The sequence below is a fragment of the Propionimicrobium sp. PCR01-08-3 genome, assembly GCF_030286045.1.
In the GTDB taxonomy this organism is placed as follows: domain Bacteria; phylum Actinomycetota; class Actinomycetes; order Propionibacteriales; family Propionibacteriaceae; genus Brooklawnia.
The window spans coordinates 2,388,173-2,406,235 of the sequence record NZ_CP127390.1; the positions used below are offsets into that span (position 1 = coordinate 2,388,173).

The following is an 18,063-nucleotide window of genomic DNA, read 5'->3' on the forward strand; positions in this document are numbered from 1 at the left end:
CAGCTTCATCTCAGCGCTTCCCGATCAGGGAACGGGCGAACAGGGCAGCGTTCGCCGGACGCTCCGCCAGCCGCTGCGAGTAGTAGTCGTACCATCCCGGCCCGAACGGCACGAGCACCCTCGACCGGTGACCGATGTCGGCCAGCCGACGCTGTTCATAGGGCCTGATGCCATAGAGCATCTGAAATTCGTAGCTCTCCGGCCGGCGGCCACTGCGCCTGACCAATTCCTCGGCTATCGAAATCATCCGCGGATCATGGCTGGCGACCAGCACCTCGGCCTGACTGTTCATCAATGCTCGAAGATCACGGACGAATGCCAGGTCGATTTCATGCCGGGCGGTGAAAGCAACCTGTTTGGATTCCTGGAATCCGCCTTTGCATAGCCGAATTCGTCGGCCGGGCAGCGCCAAATCGTTGATATCACGATGTGTGCGAAAAAGCGCAGCCTGCACGGTGATTCCGGTCGCGGGAATGTCTTGCTGAAGCTCGCCCCAGGCATCCAGAGTGGGGGTCGTCAACTCACTTCCGCTCATGTCGAGCGTGACTGCGACCCCGGCGTTGCTGGCAGCTCGGCTGATCCTCCGGGCGGCGAGCAGCGCGAATTGCCTGCCTTCGGCTCCCAAGCGCTGGCCGAGTCGGCTCAACCTTAATGAGATCTCTGCCTGCGACGCGATTCCGGCCGATTCGAGCCGACGCACGATCGTGAGATAGGTCTGCTCGTTTGCAGCAGATTCTTCGAGATTGTCGACGCGATTGCCGAGATATTCGACCCCTACCAATAGCCCCTTTCCGATCAACGATTTCAGTACCGGAATCAGGTCATGGATTTCTTGGCCCGCAACATAGCGGGCCACCAGATCACGTGCTGCAGAAGTCGTCAGTGCAGCCTTCTTCACCCGTGGACGCTGTGCCCAGCGCATCACCAGTTCGCTCATTGCCGTTCACCGTACCCCGCAACGGGAGCCGCGGCAGCTATCTGCTCACGAGTCCGGGCCAGACACTCGGCCAGCACCTGAGAACGTGCTTCGTAGCCCGCCCGGCGTCTGGTGCTCACCTCGTGAATGATATGGCCCTGATAGCCGCGGGAAACGAGCGTCTCGACGACCTGCCAGGCACGCTGATTTCCCTCGCCGGGCATCAGGTGTTCGTCCAGTACCGAGCCATTGCCGTCGGTCAGATGAAGGTGGCGCAGCCTGGGCCCCCAATCGTCCAAATAGCTCAGCGAACGGGCCCCGGCGGTGGCAGCATGCGAAAGATCGAGCGTCAGATGATCGTAGGGCTGATCGGTCGGGTCCCAATCGGGCACGTAGGCCTGCGCCGCGACACCCGGCCCCCGCCACGGGTACATGTTCTCGACCGCGACGATGATCCCACTGTGCTCGCACAGCTCACGGACCAAGTGCGCAAAACCGGCCGCATACGTGCGCTGCCAAGCAAACGGCGGATGAACGACCACCAGATCAGCGCCCAGCAATGTCGCCGCGGTGACTGCCTGCCGTAATTTCCCTTCGGGATCGGTCCCCCACACACGGGGTGTCAGCATCAGGCAGGGTGCATGGACGCTCAGCACCGCGACCTGGTATTCGTCCTGAAACTCACGAACCTTGTCGAGGTCACAACTGGCGGCATCGGTGCCGACCATCAACTCCACGCCGTCGTAATGAAGATCGGCCGCCATCCGAAAGGCAGTGTGAGTTGACTCGGGAAAAACCGATGACGTGCTCAGCCCGACCCTCGGCAAACCCGAAGGCAGGCCGGCCGAGTCGGTGCCGGCCGAAGCCCTCGCGGGCCGTCGGGGTGTTTGGTCATCCCCTCGGATCGCCCCCGCATCGTAGCCACGACCGAATTCACCCGCGCAGCTCTCCGCCTCATCGTCCGGCAGCACTCGCCGGGCACGTTCCGGATCTTCAGCAGCTTGCACGACTCCACGGTACTTCGCCGGCCCACCCGCGGTTCAGGCACCAGCCGCCGCTGGCAACCATCGGCGCTGCTACACGATTCGCTAATAACACCCGCTGTTGCCACAATGACTTTATGCATATCGACCATCTGACATTCGTAGCTGGTCCCGAAGGTCTGCAGGCCACCGTCGACGAGTTGAGCGAGGCCCTGGGACGTGAGTTCAAGGACGGCGGTTTTCACCCTCGTTTCGGAACCAGGAACCACATCTTGCCGCTGACCGATGGCCGCTATTTGGAAGCGGTCGAGGTGCTCGATCATCCGGCCGCGGAGAAGGCCGTCTACGGCCAGGTCGTCCGCGACCGGCAGGAGAAGGGTGGTGGCTGGCTGGGCTGGGTCATCGCCGTGGACGATCTCGCCCCGTTCGAACGTCGCCTCGACCGCGCTGCGGTGCCCGGCTCCAGGCAGTTCCCCGACGGCCGTCGCCTCGAGTGGCATCAGATCGGTGTCAAGGGCCTGATCACCGACCCGCAATTGCCCTATTTCTTGAAATGGGAGTCCGAGCCCGATGTGCTGCCCTCAGCACTGCACAGCGACGTGCGGGTTGACACCATCGAGATCGCGGGATCCCGTGCCCGCGTCGAGGATTGGGTGGGCGCACCGATCAGCGAGCTGCTGGACGACATCAAGATCGACTTCACCAGCCCGAACGGTTCGCCCGGTATCTCGTCGGTCACCTTCGAAGTGCCCGGACGAGGAGCGGTGCAGATCTGAGACAATTCCCGGCTCAGGCTGAGTCCGGCGTTCGAAGTTCCCGGACGCGGCCTGGTGCGGTTCAAGCTGATTGCGACGGGGTCCCCAACATGACGGCGCCCGGCGGATTGGGCGGGGACTAAGCGAGGTCCTCCGCGTGGGATACCGATCCGCCAAAGTTTTCGTTCCATCTAGGGGATCTTACGAATCTTGCGCCGCACTGACCCAGTCATTGACGCACTCGCCTCAGACATGGCTGCACCCATAAGAATTGTCGGTGCTCCCCTCTAGTCTCATCTGCATGGCTACCAAGACCGACGCGTATCAGTGCACCGAATGCGGGTGGACATCTGTCCGCTGGGTCGGACGCTGCGGTGAGTGCCAGACCTGGGGGTCGGTCGCCGAGCGTGGCGCACCCAAGTTACAGACGGTCAGCTCATCGGTTCCGGCGCAGGCCGCGGTACCGATCGGCGAAGTAGACCTGGAGACCGCCAAACGTAAGCTGACCGGCATCGGTGAGCTCGACCGGGTGCTGGGCGGCGGTCTGGTTCCCGGCGCGGTCGTCCTGCTGGCCGGTGAGCCGGGGGTCGGCAAATCGACCCTGTTGCTGGAGGTCGCAGCCAAGTGGGCAGGCGGCGACAACAAGACCCTCTATGTCTCGGGTGAGGAGTCCGCCGCCCAGGTGCGGTTGCGCGCCGAACGCACCCACGCGCTGGCCGACCAGCTCTATCTGGCGGCCGAGACCGATCTCGGCACCGTGCTCGGCCATATCGAGCAGACCGCGCCGAGCCTGCTGGTGGTCGACTCGGTGCAGACCATCGGCACGGCCGAGGCGGAGGGCTCGGTCGGCGGGGTGAGCCAGGTGCGCGAGGTGACCGGCGCTCTGGTGCGGGTGGCCAAGCGCCGAGGCATGGCAGTGGTTATCGTCGGGCATGTCACCAAGGACGGCCAAGTGGCAGGCCCCCGGTTCTTGGAGCATCTGGTCGATGTGGTGCTCTCCTTCGAGGGCGATCGGCATTCCGGATTCCGGATGGTGCGCGCGGTCAAGAACCGGTTCGGCCCCTCGGACGAAGTGGGTTGCTTCGAGATGGGCGAGCACGGCATCGTCGAAGTGCCCGACCCTTCGGGTTTGTTCACCTCACGCAACGACGACCCGGCACCGGGCACCTGCGTCACCGTCACCAGGGAGGGCAGCCGCTGCATGCTCGCCGAGGTGCAGTCGTTGGTCGCGTCGGTGGCGGGCGACACTCCCCCACGCCGGGTCACCCACGGGGTCGATGGCTCCCGGGTAGCGATGATCGTTGCCGTCATGCAGCGGCGAGCGCATTTCACCTTGTCCAGGAGCGATATCTACGTGTCGACGGTCGGCGGCGCCAAGATCATGGACCCGGGCGCCGACCTCGCATTGGCCATCGCGATCGCCTCCGCAGGCCTGGACGAGGGCTGTCACCGCAAGGTCGTCGCGTTCGGCGAAATCGGGCTGGCGGGTGATCTGCGCCGGGTGCCCGGCCTCGAACAGCGGGTCGGCGAGGCGGCCCGGATGGGATTCGATCTCGCTCTGGTGCCCACCGGCAACCGGGACCCGAACAACAAGCTGCCCCGCATGCACGGGTTGAAGGTCGTGGAGGTTTCGACCGTTGCCGAGGCCCTGGGCGTCCTCGGGCTACGGCATTCCCGGGACTTGCACACATCGGCCTCATAGACTGGACGCCGTGAGCAAAGATCTGGGGCACGACGCCGAGCGGTACCGCAAGTATCGAGCGTTGCTTGCACCCGGCACGCTGCTGCGCGAAGGCCTGGAACGCATCCGCGCCGGCCACACCGGCGCATTGATCGTGCTCGGCACCAACCCGGTCATCGAACAGATCTCGACCGGCGGGTTCATCATCAACACCGACTTCACGCCCACCGCTCTTCGCGAGCTGGCGAAGATGGACGGCGGCATCATTGTCGACAACGAACTGACGACCATCATCGCCGCCGGCGTCCACTTCTCTCCCTCGTCCAGCCTGCCCACCATCGAAACCGGCACCAGGCACCGCACCGCCGATCGGATCGCGTTGCAGTCGAACGTGCCCGTGGTGACCGTGTCGGCCGCCATGGCCACCATCGCCTTGTTCATGTCGGGTCTCAGATATCCGATCGAGTCCTCCGACCAGATCCTGGTTCGCGCCGAGCAGGCCGTCGCAACGCTGTCCAGGTACCGCGAACGGCTCAATGCCTCGACCTTGACGCTGTCCGGGCTGGAGATGGACGGGCTGGTCACCGTCGGTGACCTGGTGCAGGCAGTGCAGCCACTCGCCATGGTCCGCAGACTCGCCGAAGAATTGGAAGGCCATGTCGAGGCCCTCGGCGTCGACGGCCGGCTCCTGCAATTGCAGCTCTACGAGCTGACCCAGGGCATCGATCAGCTCGCCACCTTGCTGGAGCTGGATTATCGCAATGACGATGCCGAACGTTTCACTCTCGACGTGCTCAGGCATCTGCCGACCGGTGACCTGCTGGATCCGGTGACGGTGGCGAATGCCATCGGCTTCGCATCGGGCGATCTGGACGAGCATCTCAGCACCCGCGGCTACCGGATCGTCTCGCAATCGGCCCAGATGAGCACCGCTACCGCCGGACGCTTGCTCGATCACTTCGGCTCACTGCAGGCGGTACTGGCCGCCTCTCGGTCGGAGCTCGCCGACGTCTCCGGTGTGGGTCCGGCCCGGGCCAGGGCCATCCGCGATGGTCTCGCCCGGATCTCGGACTCGATCCGCTAGCTGTGTGAGTCCGCTATTCGAAGATCGACGTGAGTCGGTCCATATCCAGTAGTCACCGTCCAGAAGATGCGCCACACATCATGAGCAGAGCACAGAGCTGAGCACTTCTGGCCCGGCCCCGAGAGCAACACCACAGGAAATGACCAGCTGACTAGCGATGGTGACCGCAGTCGGATCAGTAGTGAATCTGCATCACGAATCGGGCGCTCGCCTGTTTTATCGTGGCCGTGGCCACGTAGGTGCCGACACCGAGCACGGATTCGGTGATCTCGCAGCCATTGGAGCGCCGCACCGGCCAGCTCACATCGAAGCCGGATTCTGCGCCGGCGGTCAGTTCGAGCACATCGCTCGGCTGCCACTGATCGCAGTCGGCGGTGCTCCAGATCGCATCGGCGCCCGAGGTTATCGCCAGCGCCGTTCCGGCAGCTCCGAGATCGAGCCGGCAGCTTTCCTCGGTGGTAGCCACTGCCACATGAAAAGCGGACGAGGTCTCGCTTTGTGCCAGCGCCTCGTTGCCTTCGACTCGCAAACTGAGGTTCTTCGGCTGGCAGGCAGCCGGAGCCTGCTCGGCGGCATCAGGAGTTTCGGAGGACTCGGCGTCCGCGGACTCTGATGTCTCTGCCTCGGTCGCCTCGGTCGCCTCCGCACCCGGAGTCGGTTCGCCATCGGAGGCTTCCGAGGGACTCTCGGAGGGCGACGGCTGCGGTGTCTCGGCGTCCGGCGAGACGGTTGCGCTGTTCGAGGGGCTCGACTCGACCGGGGTCGCGGTGACGGACCTGGGGCGTACTGCCAGCCAAACGATCGCTGCGATCACCGCGAATATCACCAAGAGCACGACGGCCCGCCGTATCCAGTAGATACGCGGGTCTTCGGGGCCGATGGGTTTGAGCCAACCCTGCATGGCGTTATCGTAGGCGGAATCTCGCCTGCCGATCGGCTCCCACGCGGGCAGTTGCCCCGGTTGCGCAATCGGCAGGCTCTACCCTGGAACAGGTGAGCAACCAGCCCGAACACGACCGCGCAACGACGGTGCGGGCGCTGATCGACTGGTTCGACGACAATGAACGCGACCTGCCCTGGCGGCACAGCACCCCGTGGGGAGTCATGGTCAGCGAGTTCATGCTGCAGCAGACCCCGGTCTCCCGAGTGCTGCCGGTCTGGCAAACCTGGTTGCAGCGCTGGCCGACCCCGGCCGATCTGGCCGCCGAGCCCAGCCGCGAGGCAGTTCTTGCCTGGGGACGCCTCGGCTATCCACGCCGCGCGCTTCGGCTGCATGCCAGCGCTCAGGCCATCGTCCGCTGTCATGACGGCCGGGTTCCCGGTGATGTGGACGCGCTGTCGGCACTGCCCGGAGTCGGGGCCTACACGGCCGCTGCGATCGCCAGCTTCGCATTCGGCGCCAGCGTGCCGGTTCTCGACACCAATGTGCGCCGGGTGCTGACCCGTCTCGAGTTGCCCGAGGCAGCACCGCCGGCCCACCTCACCAAGGCCGAGCGGATGCGCGCCCAGGAATACACCGACGCCGCCGGCGCGAAGGCCGCCCGATGGGCAGCGGCCGTGATGGAATTCGGCGCGCTGGCCTGCCTCCCCCGGACGCCGGCGTGCGCGTCGTGCCCGGTCAGCGAGCAATGCAGCTGGCGGGGCGCCGGCTACCCGGCCTCTGCGGTGGCGTCCAGAACTCAGAGCTGGCACGGCACCAACAGGCAATGCCGCGGACAGCTGCTGGACATCGTCCGCAACTCACCCGAGGGCCTACCGGTCGAGGCCCTGCTTTCGGGCTGGCATGACCGGGAGCAAGCAGCAGACTGCCTCGCCGCACTGGTCACCGATGGGCTCGTCCGTCAAGACGCCGGGATGGTGACGCTCTGAGGTTCCTCTGAACGGTTCGGTGTGCATGGGCCTTCTACCCAGCTCCGCTCGGTTCTGGCGTCCGGCCCCCATCGGAACATGATCGCTACGGCCGCTCTATCCGCGCCATCTTCTACTCGTTCTCGACGCCGCTACTCGTTCTCGACGCCGCTACTCGTTCTCGACGGTCTGCGGCACCGCCGGGAACTCCTCGGTGTGGAACTCCACATCGGAGGCCTGCGGCACCTCCGCAGTGATCAACGTGCCGTCGGTGCGCCGGCCGCCGATGATCGGATGCGTCGAGGTCAGCGGAGGCAGATAAACGCCCTGATGAGACAGCCTCACATTCAGCGGCGTATCCGGCGCGACAACATACTCGGTGCCGCGCACCCGCAGCTTGACGGCTTCTCCGTCGAGCAAGGTGAAACCGATGTTGCGGCGGGTCAGATTCACGCGGATGCGGCTGCCCCGGTAGGCCAGCGCGAAGTTCATGTGATCCCACTTGCGCGGCAGCCGCGGATCGAAGCACAGCACCTCCTCGTCGTCGCGCAGCCCGCCGAAGCCACAGACCAAGGCCCGCCAGGTGCCGGCGGACGACGCGATATGGACGCCGTCGCAGGCATTGTTGTGAGTGTCGCCGATGTCGACGAACAGCCCCTCGTAGAAGTAGTCCAGGGCCATGTCCTGATGGCCGACCTCGGCGGCCACGATCGCCTGCATGACCACCGAGAGGCTGGAGTCTCCGGTCGTGATCGGATCGTAGTATTCGAAGTCGGCGCGCTTTTCTTCGAGACTGAATTCGTTGCTGCGCAGGAAAAGCGCCAATACGACATCGGCCTGTTTGAGCACCTGGAAGCGATAGATCACCAAAGGGTGATAGTGCAGAAGCAGCGGATAGGAATCTTCCGGGGTATTTTCCAGATCCCAGACTTCTTTGGCAACGAAAGCATCATCCTGCGGGTGAATTCCCAGCCTGTCATCGAAAGGAATCCTGATTCCATTGGCGCAACGGTCCCACTCGGCGATCTCCTCGTCGCGCAGCCCGACGGTATGCACCAGCCGCTGATAGGCCTGCGGGGCTCGTTCCGCCATGGTGCGCACCATCCACACGGCCAACCGCAAATTCCACCGCGCCATCACATTGGTATAGGTGTTGTTGTTCACCACCGTGGTGTATTCATCGGGGCCGGTCACGCCGTGAATCTCGAATGTCTCCACCTCGCTGACTCGCCAGAATCCGAGGTCGACCCACATTCGCGCAGTTTCGACCAGTATCTCGGCGCCTTCACCGAATGCGAATTCGGCATCGCCGGTCATCGCCAGGTAATGCCCGATCGCATAGGCGATATCGGCATCGATGTGATACTGGGCAGTTCCTGCCGCATAATAGGCGGACGCCTCTTCACCATTGATGGTGCGCCACGGAAACAGCGCACCCTTGGTCGACATCTCACCGGCGCGCTCGCGGGCATCGTCCAGATGCGTGTAGCGGAACCGCAAGGCGCTTCGGGCACGCTCCGGATTGGTCAGGGTCAGGAAAGGCACCATGTATACCTCGCTGTCCCAGAAATAGTGGCCTTCATAGCCGTCCCCGGTCAGACCCTTCGCCGGGATTCCCGACCCGTCGGCGCGCGCGGTGGCCTGGGCGAGCTGAAAGGTGCACCAGCGGATGGCCTGCTGGATTCTCGGGGTGGTCCCGGCCGAGACGTCGCTGGATTCCCAGAAATCGACCAGCCATTGCCGCTGAGCTTCGTAGTAGATGTCGAATCCGGTTTCACGGACGCGGTCGAGAGTGCGCCGCACCCGATCGCTCAATTCTCGTACCGGCACTCCCCGCGACGAGTGATAGGCGACCGCCTTGGTGACGAGAATCGGTTGTCCTTTCTTGGCGGCCACCCGGTAGATCTTGCGCCCCTGGTCGGCGGTGGTGTCGTCCAATTCGGTGTACATATTCGACGTTTCGATGCGGTGATCGGCACCGACGGCCAATGTCATACCCGAATTTGCGACCTGATATCCCAAAATCATCCGGCGTGGGCTATGCCAGCTCATTTCGGGTTGCAATACCCGGTGATTGAGTCCCGGACTCTTACGCGGGTCCTCGTCCGAACGCGTGGCGCGGCGGCCGGCTATGTCGTCGAAATCTTCCTTATTGACGATCTGAGAAGAGATGACGATCGGGGCATCGCCGTCGAGAAGCTTCACCTCGAATGTCATCAACGCCAGATGCCGCTCGGTGAAGCTGACCATTCTGGTCGATGTCACCTGGACCCTTTTACCGCCCGGTGTTCGCCACACCAATTCACGGCGCAGCACACCTTCGCGAAAGTCCATTCTGCGTTCATATGACTGCAGATCTGCCACGCTCAGCAGCAGCGGTTCGTCGTCCACATAAAGGCGGATCATCATCGCGCTCGGCGCATTGATCATCGTTTGGCCGGTGCGCGCCAGGCCGTAGGCGTTCTCGGCATGGCGGATATCCCAGGTTTCGTGAAAACCATTGATGAAGGTGCCGACCATGTACGAATCGCGGCCCTCTTCGGGGTTACCGCGCATCCCGATATAGCCGTTTGCGGTCGAGAACAAGGTCTCGGTCTTGCCGAGGTCGTCGTCGCACGGGTAGGTCTCGATCAACGCCCACTCATCGGCCGGAAAGCGATAATCGTCCAGCGGATTCAGATCGGTCTTGGTCCTGTGAATCACGCGAGCAACTCCTCACAATCGGCAACGACCAGATCTGCTCCGGCATCGGTCAATGGTTGCACGCCGGCCCCGCGGTCGATGCCCACCACCAGGCCGAAGCCTCCGGCGGCACCGGCGGTCACGCCCGACAGGGCGTCCTCCAGCACGACCGCCTCGGCAGGCGTCACGCCGATCATCTCGGCAGCGCGGACGAAGACGTCGGGCGCAGGCTTGCCGGGCAGGTCAAGTTCACCGGCGAGATTGCCGTCCATGACGAGCTCGAAATAGCCGGTGATACCGGCCGATTCCAGCACAGCCCGGGCGTTGCGCGAGGACGACACCACTGCCATCGGCAGCTCGATTCGGCGCAGCTGATTCAGCAGCTTCAAAGATCCCGGATAGGGCTGGATGCCATCGCGCGCGAGCACCTGATTGAAGTATTCGTTCTTGCGGTTGCCGAGCCCCGCCACCGATTCGATGGCCGGAGCATCGCCGGGATCACCGAAAGGCAGTTCGATTCCACGACTGTTCAGGAAGGCCGCCACCCCTTGGTAGCGGGGCTTGCCGTCCACGTAGGCGAAATAGTCGTCGTCGGTGTAGGGGTCGGTGACTCCCCGGCCGCGCAGATAATCGTTGAACATCTGCGACCAGGCCCGTCTATGAAGGTCTGTGGTGGGAGTGAGAACTCCGTCGAGGTCGAACAAGGCGGCGCGGTAGTTGCTCCATTTCACGCATCCCAGCCTAAGCACGCCCTCAACGGGTTCCACGCCGATTCATGAATGTTTAACGAGAATGCCCCATCGGGGCCGCCGTGGCATGGGAGCGTTTCCTGACTTGCGGCAGAATTGAATATCGGAGGCACAACACGTAACGACCGAGGGAGGCCATCATGGCCAAGTTTCTCGCTACCTACATTGCACTTCCCGGCACCACGGGCGAGGCGTTCGAACACTGGCATGACGTGTTCGGCGGCCAGCTCAACCTCATGCGCTACGGCGATGCGCCGGCGATGGAGGGGATGGGTTTCGAACCCGATCCGAATGCCGTCGCCCATGTGACGCTGACGCTGCCCTTCGGGGTGCTCGCCGGTGGTGACTCGATGGACCCCGAGCATGACTATCCGGTGCGCGACACCGCCTACTCGCTGTTGATCGAAACCGACTCTGCGGATGAGGCAAGGGGCTATCAGCAAAAGCTATTGGACGCCGGTGGCCAGGTGGGCATGCCGTTCGAGAAGGCGCCGTGGGGCGGCTGGTACGGTCAGGTCTTCGACCGCTTCGGCGTGATGTGGGCTTTCTCGGCCGAATGATCGGCCGCCCCGATCACATCAGCGGCGAGAAGGTGCGCAGCACCAGCCAGTAGGCGCGGCGCCACCATGGTGTCGAACGCACCTCGTCCACGCTCACGCGGCGGCTTTTTGCGACGATCTGTTCGAAGTCTTCCGACATGTCCGCGATCGCGGAGGTCTGGTACATCCACACCGCGTTCTCCTGGTGCAGGTAGAAGCTGCGGAAGTCGAAATTGATCGTCCCGATGATCGCGGTCTCATCGTCCACGATCATTTGTTTGGCGTGCACGAACCCGGGCGTGTACTCGTAGAGTTCGACACCGGCCTCGACCAGTGGACGATAGTTCGACCGGGTCACCGCATAGACATACGCCTTGTCGGGAATGCCGGGAGTCACGATCCGCACCCTGATCCCGGATTGCGCCAAGGCGGTGAGCTCGCTGATCATCTCGCTGGTGGGAACCAGATAGGGCGTTGTCAGGTCGATCTTCGAATTGGCACGGCTCATCATCGCGCGGTAGGCGGCCCAGCCAACCGAGACATCGTCGAACGGGGTGTCGTCATAGTTCAGCACCACTCCGGACCCGCTGGGGCAGCCGGCCAGGCGTTCTTCGCTCGGGTGCAATTCCGCGCGATTGGTCTGATCGCCGGTGACCAGATCCCAGATGGTGAAGAACAGGGACGCCATGCCCCATGCGCCGGGCCCGCGAAGCCGGATCGTGGTGTCCTTCCAATGCCCGAAACGCTCGATGGCATTGATGTATTCGTCTGCCAGGTTGATGCCGCCGGTGAATCCGACGACTCCGTCGACCACGGTGAACTTGCGGTGGTCCCGGTTGTTGTAGCGCAGCGTCAGGCCGGGACCGAGCCTGTTAAAGGCGTGGACGCGGATACCTGCGTCCCGGAGGTCCTTGACCAGGCCGTCGGGAAGCTTCCACAGCGAACCGAGGTCGTCATACATGAACCAGATGCGCACGCCCTCGGCCGATTTACGGACCAGCACATCGAAGATCTGCCGCCACATGCTGCCGTCGGAGACGATGAAATACTCCATCGCGATCCAATCTTGGGCGTTCTCGAGAGCTTCCAGGATGTCGGCGAAGGCCGCCTCGCCGACCGGATAGTAGGTGGTTTCGGTCTGCTCGTATGCCTTGAATGGGCCGATGGCCTCCAAGAACGCGATCTGCCTGGCGGCTCCCGGGTCGACGGGCGCCGAAATAGAGTGGACGGTGGTCGCGACCGGCTCATCGGCAGCCGGGCCAGTGACGGCGACCTGGGCGTTGGCTGCGGCCGAGTCGCCGGCATCAAGGGCAGCAGCGTCCCCGTCCGCGTCGGCTTGAGCGACCCTCGGATCGGCACCGTCCGATCCACCGCCGTCCGGCCGGGCATTCGACCTGCCGTCGTTGTCCCGGCTCGCACCGGATCCGCTGCTCGGAACTATCCGGGCACCGGAAGCCACCTCCAACGCGGGGGCTGCGTCCCCGCTCGGTGCGATCGCGTTGACGGTGCCCACGCTCGATTCAAGGTCGAGCGCGGCAAGATCTTGCAGCGCGCTGTAGCGCAGCGTCTGCCGGTGCCCACCGGTGCGCGATCCGAAGAGCAGATAGAAGGCGCCGCCGAAAAGCGGCATCAGCATGATCGGTATCGCCCAGGCCAGTTTGTATTCGACCTGCATGTGAGAGTTCAGGATGAATGCCACCACACCGACACTGACCGCGACCGACAAAGTGCCGATCCATGGCGCCACCTCGCTGCCGCGCAGCATCAAGATGGCAAAGACCGCCAGCTGAAGGATCAGCGCCAGCGCGGTGAGCCCGAAGCGAATACCGACCTGGAAGATTCTGCGCAATGAATTGCCGGCTTTTCGTTTATATGCCGAACCAGTTCTCGTCGAATCCATCGCGTCCACGCACCAAGTATTGCCGAATGCCCGTTTTTCAGCACCTCATTAGCGCCGGTGGGTTTCACGGACGCCGGGCGACGGCTAGCGTTGGCTCATGAGCGTAGTCAGGGGCCGTCCGATCTTGAAGATTCGGCAAGTCGAGTTGGGCATTGGGCGCCCGAAAGTCATCGTGCCGCTGACCGATGCTCACGACGCCACCCTGATCGCCTCGGCGAAGCGGATCGCGGCCAGCAGGACCGACATGGTCGAATGGCGCGTCGACCGCTATGCCGCGCGCGACGATCACTCCAAGGTTGTTGCGATGGCCGCCCGGCTGCATGAGATCATCGGCGAGCGTCCTCTCCTGTTCACCCCGCGCACCAAGCATGAGGGCAGCGACTGGAACCCGCCGGGCGATTCTTACCGCGACATCATCGCCGATGCTTGTGCTTCGGGTGCTATCGACATGGTCGATGTGCAGTATCTGAATCCCGCAGTCAAGAGGTGTTTTGAGGCGGCGAGGGCACACAAGGTGCCGATCATCGCCTCGAATCACGACTTTGCGAGCACTCCGAGCGCGGTCGAGATCGCCGACCGGCTGGACGCGATGGCGTCGTTGGGTGCCGATATCGCCAAGATCGCCGTGATGCCGCGCAAGCCCATTGATGTGGCAGCGCTGTTGGAGGCGACGGCGGTGGCTGCTGCGTCGTCCAAGGTGCCGTTGATCACCATGTCGATGGGCCCTCTCGGCGTGGTGTCCAGGCTCGCCGGGGAGGTTTTCGGATCCTGCGCGACATTCGCGACTCTGGGCGGCGAGGGTTCGGCGCCGGGCCAGCTTCCTTTGGACGAAGTGCTGTCCGCGATGGAGCTGCTCGGCCGCGACCTTTGAGAGTAGGCCGTGATATGGAACTCAGCGATGGCGTGATCAAACTGATTCCGGTCAATCCTGCCCAGGCTCAAGAACTCGCTTCCGGACGCAGTCCGTTGCCGGCCGTGCCCGATTACCCGCATGCCGATACCGCGGCCGCCGCCAGGATCTTCCGGGACAGCCTCGGCATCGACAACTGGGTGCCGGGATTCGGCATCTATCTGATCGTCCGCGCCGGCGACGGTCTGGTGGTGGGCGACGCCGGATTCCACACCCCACCCGATCTGCGCGGCAGCGCCGAGATCGGCTACGGGCTGGCGCCGTCGGCCCGCGGCCAGGGTCTCGCGAGCCGGGCCGTGCGCCTGTTGACTGCGTGGGGCTTCGCCCAGCCGGGCCTGTCGTCCGTCGTCGGGGAGACCGACGCCGGAAACCTGGCATCCATCCAGGTACTGGAGGCCTGCGGGTTCGTCCGTATCGCCGACCGCGGCGACCGCGTCCGATACCTGCTGCAGCGGCGGCCAACCTAAGGAATTTGTCGGAGGCTCAGATCTGCAGCGTGCCGCCCATCAGCATCGTCCGATTGGGCGGCAGGTGGAATGCCTCGCCGCGGGGAGCGGCGTTGCGGGCCAGCCAGATGTACAGGTGCTTGCGCCAGCCGGCCATCTTCGAGGCGCCGCCGGTCTGCAGAGTCATCACGGACGCGAAGTAGCGAATCTGGTCGGGATCCATCTGCAGCTGAGGGCAGCGCTCGGCCACCGAATCGAGGACGCCGGGCAGATCCCGGATCTCCTTGAACCCGAAGGTGATCGTCAGATGGTAGAGCCCCGAGTAGTGGCCAGGGAACTCGTCGATCCGGACGCGGTCGTCGTCGCTGACCCGGGGAGTCGAGGCCGTCTTGGCGCGCACCACATAGACCCGTTCGTGCAGTGCGCGGTTGAAACGCACGTTCTCCTTGAGTGCCAGCGGCGCGGTGCCCGGATTGGCGTGCAGATAGACGGCCTCTCCGGCAACCCGGGTCGTCACGCTTGCCTTGATGCGATTCAGGAAGTCGGGCAGTTCGCCCTCGATCTCGGCACGCCGGCTCAGTACATAACGGTTGCCCTTGAGCCAGGTCGCCATCACCGTGACGATGAGCATCGCGACACCGAGCGGCAGCCAGCCGCCGTGCACGATCTTGGTCACATTCGCGGCCAGGAAGAGCAGTTCCAGTGCAGCGACCGGGACTATCCGCACCGCGACGCGCCAAGCCGGCCAGTGCCAGATCCGGGTGGCGGTCAAGGTGAGCAGGCCGGTGGTGGTCACCAGCATGCCGGTCACCGATAGCCCGTATGCGCTGGCCAGCGCCGTCGAGCTGCCGAAACCGAAGATCAGGGCGAGCACTCCGACGAAGAGCAGCCAGTTGACGGCCGGTAGGTAGATCTGGCCGTACTCGTCGTTCGAGGTGTGCTGGACGCGCAGGTTGGGCAACAGGCCCAGCCTGGTTGCCTGGTGGGCCATCGAGTAGGCCCCGGAGATGACGGCCTGCGAGGCGATCACGGTTGCCGCGGTGGCGAGCACGACCAGTGGGATACGCGCCCAGTCGGGCGCCAGCTCGAAGAATGGGTTGACGATGGCCGCCGGATTGTTCATGATCATGGCGCCCTGCCCCAGGTAGTTGAGCAGCAGGCTGCCCAGCACCAGACCGAACCAGGCCTTGCGGATCGGCCCGGCACCGAAATGCCCCATATCCGCGTAGAGTGCCTCGGCCCCGGTGATGGTCAGCACGATCGCGGTCATCGCGACGAAAGCGATCAGCGGGCGGGCAAGCCAGAACTCCACAGCATAGGTCGGTGACAAGGCCAGCAGGATGCCCGGGTGACGGACGATCTGTGCCGCGCCCAGCAGCGCCAGCGTCACGAACCAGCAGATCATCACGGGCCCGAACACGCGTCCGACTTTTCCGGTACCGAACCGCTGGACGCAGAACAGCACCGCCAGGACGAGCACCGATCCCGGCAGCACCACCGCGTCCAGGTCGGGGTTGACCACCTGGAGGCCTTCGATGGCGGACATCACCGAGATCGCCGGGGTGATCAGTGAGTCGCCGAAGAACAGCGCGGCCCCGACCATGCCGATCGTCAGGATGGTGGCGCGAAGCCTCGTGCCGCTCAGCCTGCCGCGCAGCAGGGCGGTGAGCGACAGGATGCCGCCCTCGCCGTCGTTGTGGGCGCGCATCACCAAGACGACGTATTTCATGGTGACGATGAGGATCAGCGACCAGACGATCAGCGAGATGATGCCGTAGACATCGAGCCGGGTGACCTGAACCTCGTTGTGGTTGACGCTGAATGCGGTCTGCAACGAATAGAGGGGGCTGGTGCCGATGTCGCCGAAGACCACGCCCAGCGCCCCGATGGCGAGAGCTCTGCTCCGGGTGCGGGGGCGGCCGGCCGGGCCGGTGTTCTCGTTCTTCTCAGTTACCTTGGGGCTGACCCCGAAGATATTCACGAGGGTCAATGGTGCCACCGACCCGATGGGTTGTCGATAGACGGACGACAACCAGTTTTGCGCGACTCTCGGCTAGCGTCGGTGAGATGACGCGGGCGACCAGGAGCTACTACGCGCTGGGGACTCGTGTCACGCTGATGGTCGACGCCCCCGATCCGGACGCGCTGCTCGGTCGCACGGTGGCCTTCGTCGGAGAATACGAAGAGCTACTCAGCGCCAACCTGTCCTCGTCCGAGATCGGGCGCATCAATCAGGCCGCAGGGATCGCGCCGGTCGAAGTCAGCCCGGCCGGCTATCGGCTGGTCAGGGAATCGGTGCTGGTCAGCCGCAGTGACAAAGGCTTCAATGTGGCGATCGGGCCGCTCGTCCAGGCGTGGCGGATCGGTTTCGACGATGCCCGCGAGCCGTCGGCCGGCGAGGTCGAAAAGGCCCGGCAGCTGATCGATCCGCAGCAGATCCGTCTTGACGACGACGCCCATTCGGTCTTTCTCGAGCGCGTCGGCATGAGGCTCGACCTCGGCGCGATCGCCAAGGGGTACATCGCCGACGCCATCGCCGAGGTTTGGCGGCGGGCTCCGGGATTTCGCCGTGGTGTCATCGATCTCGGCGGCAACGTCGTCACCGTTGGCCGATCACCGCATCCCGATGGACGCTGGCGGGTCGGCGTCCAATCACCGTTAGCCGACCGCGGGCATTCGCTCGGGACGCTCGCGCTGCCCGCCTGTTCGGTGGTGACGACGGGTAGCTATGAACGAACCCACACGGCAAACGGACGCACCTGGCACCACATTCTCGATCCGCGGACCGGGTATCCGCTGGAAACCGACCTGGTCAGTGTGACCGCGGTGACCGCCTCGTCCACCACGGCGGAGATCTGGTCGACCATCGGCTTCTTCAACGGCGCGCGAGCAACCCTTGAGCTGATCCCTCCGGGCCTCGAAATCGGATTCGTCTTCGTCACCCGAGATCGGACGATCCATCTGTCACCCGGCTTGGCCGACAGCTTCACGCTCACCGATGACGGCTATTCCCTCTCGGATTGCGCCCGCTGGACGCCCTGCACGTAGCGCAGGAAGTCCGAGAAACAGTCGTTCATCACCTCGACGGCCGACGCGTCGGTCAGCTCACCATCGGAGTCGATGATCTGCTGCACGTTGCCGAGCAGTACCTCCTTGCCGGGCAGCACGTTCGCCTGGATCTCGGGCGAGGCGAGGATCTGCCGTAGATGAAGCTGGGCACGGGCCGAACCCAGAGGGCCGTAAGAACCGCCCACGATCAGCACCGGCTTGCCCTTCAGCGACTCCAGCTGATACGACATCCACTCCAACGCGCTCTTCAGGACTGCCGGAATCGAGTGATCGTATTCGGGGCAACTGATGATCACACCGTCGGCATCCTCGATCTGCTGCGCGAAGGCCAGCACCTCGGGTTGCTCGCCGGTCTCCAAGTCCTCGTTGAAGGCCGGCAGCCCACCGATCTCCAGCACCTCGATGGTGGCGAGCCCGGCAAAATGCTTCTGCATCCAGAGCAGCAGAAGCCGGTTAAAAGAGAGTTCGGCATTGGTCCCGACGATGGCTGCCAGTTTCATC

Annotated in this window: 16 protein-coding genes; 8 read left to right on the plus strand and 8 right to left on the minus strand. The window is 64.1% G+C overall.

Translation table 11 applies throughout. From position 1 onward, the window contains the following. Positions 1-10: 10 nt before the first annotated feature. Together QQ658_RS11030 and QQ658_RS11035 are read right to left on the minus strand one after the other, a co-directional pair. Positions 11-937 (minus strand): proline dehydrogenase family protein, encoded by a 927-nt coding sequence (locus QQ658_RS11030; RefSeq protein ID WP_286024900.1) that lies wholly within the window; start codon positions 935-937, stop codon positions 11-13. Further along, positions 934-1,923, minus strand: coding sequence for a sugar phosphate isomerase/epimerase family protein (locus tag QQ658_RS11035; RefSeq protein WP_286024901.1), 990 nt, complete (start codon positions 1,921-1,923; stop codon positions 934-936). Before QQ658_RS11035 ends, QQ658_RS11030 begins: the two co-directional genes overlap by 4 nt. Before the next feature lie 113 nt (positions 1,924-2,036). Between QQ658_RS11035 and QQ658_RS11040 the strand changes: the two genes are divergently transcribed. The 3 genes from QQ658_RS11040 (at position 2,037) to disA (ending at position 5,419) form a co-directional block, all read left to right on the plus strand. Then, positions 2,037-2,675: a VOC family protein gene (locus tag QQ658_RS11040; RefSeq protein WP_286024902.1), complete on the plus strand. Its 639-nt coding sequence runs from the start codon at positions 2,037-2,039 to the stop codon at positions 2,673-2,675. 280 nt (positions 2,676-2,955) lie between these two features. Continuing rightward, a complete protein-coding gene (gene radA / locus QQ658_RS11045; protein ID WP_502928912.1) occupies positions 2,956-4,356 on the plus strand; it encodes a DNA repair protein RadA in 1,401 nt (466 codons plus the stop codon). Between the two features lie 10 nt (positions 4,357-4,366). Continuing rightward, on the plus strand, positions 4,367-5,419 hold the full coding sequence (gene disA, locus QQ658_RS11050; protein WP_286024903.1) for a DNA integrity scanning diadenylate cyclase DisA: 1,053 nt from the start codon (positions 4,367-4,369) through the stop codon (positions 5,417-5,419). Between the two features lie 175 nt (positions 5,420-5,594). Here disA and QQ658_RS11055 read toward each other — a convergent pair whose 3' ends face one another. Beyond that, positions 5,595-6,320: a hypothetical protein gene (locus QQ658_RS11055; RefSeq protein WP_286024904.1), complete on the minus strand. Its 726-nt coding sequence runs from the start codon at positions 6,318-6,320 to the stop codon at positions 5,595-5,597. Between the two features lie 92 nt (positions 6,321-6,412). On the opposite strand from QQ658_RS11055, the gene QQ658_RS11060 reads away from it, so the two are divergent. Beyond that, complete coding sequence (locus tag QQ658_RS11060; protein WP_286024905.1) at positions 6,413-7,288, plus strand: HhH-GPD family protein; 876 nt, start codon at positions 6,413-6,415, stop codon at positions 7,286-7,288. Between the two features lie 150 nt (positions 7,289-7,438). On the opposite strand, the gene QQ658_RS11065 is transcribed toward QQ658_RS11060, so the two are convergent. Next, positions 7,439-9,967, minus strand: coding sequence for a glycoside hydrolase family 65 protein (locus QQ658_RS11065; protein ID WP_286027098.1), 2,529 nt, complete (start codon positions 9,965-9,967; stop codon positions 7,439-7,441). After that, complete coding sequence (locus tag QQ658_RS11070; protein WP_286024906.1) at positions 9,967-10,680, minus strand: HAD family hydrolase; 714 nt, start codon at positions 10,678-10,680, stop codon at positions 9,967-9,969. The genes QQ658_RS11065 and QQ658_RS11070 overlap by 1 nt, the downstream gene beginning before the upstream one ends. Before the next feature lie 158 nt (positions 10,681-10,838). On the opposite strand from QQ658_RS11070, the gene QQ658_RS11075 reads away from it, so the two are divergent. Continuing rightward, positions 10,839-11,258: a VOC family protein gene (locus QQ658_RS11075; protein WP_286024907.1), complete on the plus strand. Its 420-nt coding sequence runs from the start codon at positions 10,839-10,841 to the stop codon at positions 11,256-11,258. Positions 11,259-11,271: 13 nt separating this feature from the next. On the opposite strand, the gene QQ658_RS11080 is transcribed toward QQ658_RS11075, so the two are convergent. Then, positions 11,272-13,137, minus strand: coding sequence for a phospholipase D-like domain-containing protein (locus QQ658_RS11080; protein ID WP_286027099.1), 1,866 nt, complete (start codon positions 13,135-13,137; stop codon positions 11,272-11,274). Positions 13,138-13,234: 97 nt separating this feature from the next. Between QQ658_RS11080 and aroD the strand changes: the two genes are divergently transcribed. Both aroD and QQ658_RS11090 read left to right on the plus strand, forming a co-directional pair. Beyond that, positions 13,235-14,008: a type I 3-dehydroquinate dehydratase gene (gene aroD, locus QQ658_RS11085; RefSeq protein WP_286024908.1), complete on the plus strand. Its 774-nt coding sequence runs from the start codon at positions 13,235-13,237 to the stop codon at positions 14,006-14,008. Positions 14,009-14,022: 14 nt separating this feature from the next. Next, positions 14,023-14,514: a GNAT family N-acetyltransferase gene (locus tag QQ658_RS11090; protein WP_286024909.1), complete on the plus strand. Its 492-nt coding sequence runs from the start codon at positions 14,023-14,025 to the stop codon at positions 14,512-14,514. 16 nt (positions 14,515-14,530) lie between these two features. Here QQ658_RS11090 and QQ658_RS11095 read toward each other — a convergent pair whose 3' ends face one another. After that, the gene (locus QQ658_RS11095; RefSeq protein WP_353057962.1) at positions 14,531-16,381 is read right to left on the minus strand and encodes a potassium transporter Kup; all 1,851 of its coding nucleotides are present in this window, start codon (positions 16,379-16,381) and stop codon (positions 14,531-14,533) included. Between the two features lie 179 nt (positions 16,382-16,560). Here QQ658_RS11095 and QQ658_RS11100 point away from each other — a divergent pair, with 179 nt between their 5' ends. Next, positions 16,561-17,541 carry an FAD:protein FMN transferase gene (locus QQ658_RS11100; RefSeq protein ID WP_286024911.1) on the plus strand — a complete coding sequence of 327 codons (981 nt, stop codon included), beginning with the start codon at positions 16,561-16,563 and terminating at the stop codon, positions 17,539-17,541. On the opposite strand, the gene QQ658_RS11105 is transcribed toward QQ658_RS11100, so the two are convergent. Beyond that, positions 17,499-18,062: an NADPH-dependent FMN reductase gene (locus tag QQ658_RS11105; protein WP_286024912.1), complete on the minus strand. Its 564-nt coding sequence runs from the start codon at positions 18,060-18,062 to the stop codon at positions 17,499-17,501. The genes QQ658_RS11100 and QQ658_RS11105 overlap by 43 nt on opposite strands. Position 18,063 lies beyond the last annotated feature (1 nt).

Coding starts and splice junctions, on each gene's coding strand:
- QQ658_RS11030 (WP_286024900.1), bottom strand. CDS start 937: ATGAGCGAACTGGTGATGCGCTGGGCACAGCGTCCACGGGTGAAGAAG.
- QQ658_RS11040 (WP_286024902.1), top strand. CDS start 2,037: ATGCATATCGACCATCTGACATTCGTAGCTGGTCCCGAAGGTCTGCAG.
- radA (WP_502928912.1), top strand. CDS start 2,956: ATGGCTACCAAGACCGACGCGTATCAGTGCACCGAATGCGGGTGGACA.
- QQ658_RS11055 (WP_286024904.1), bottom strand. CDS start 6,320: ATGCAGGGTTGGCTCAAACCCATCGGCCCCGAAGACCCGCGTATCTAC.
- QQ658_RS11075 (WP_286024907.1), top strand. CDS start 10,839: ATGGCCAAGTTTCTCGCTACCTACATTGCACTTCCCGGCACCACGGGC.
- QQ658_RS11080 (WP_286027099.1), bottom strand. CDS start 13,137: ATGGATTCGACGAGAACTGGTTCGGCATATAAACGAAAAGCCGGCAAT.
- aroD (WP_286024908.1), top strand. CDS start 13,235: ATGAGCGTAGTCAGGGGCCGTCCGATCTTGAAGATTCGGCAAGTCGAG.
- QQ658_RS11090 (WP_286024909.1), top strand. CDS start 14,023: ATGGAACTCAGCGATGGCGTGATCAAACTGATTCCGGTCAATCCTGCC.
- QQ658_RS11100 (WP_286024911.1), top strand. CDS start 16,561: ATGACGCGGGCGACCAGGAGCTACTACGCGCTGGGGACTCGTGTCACG.
- QQ658_RS11105 (WP_286024912.1), bottom strand. CDS start 18,062: ATGAAACTGGCAGCCATCGTCGGGACCAATGCCGAACTCTCTTTTAAC.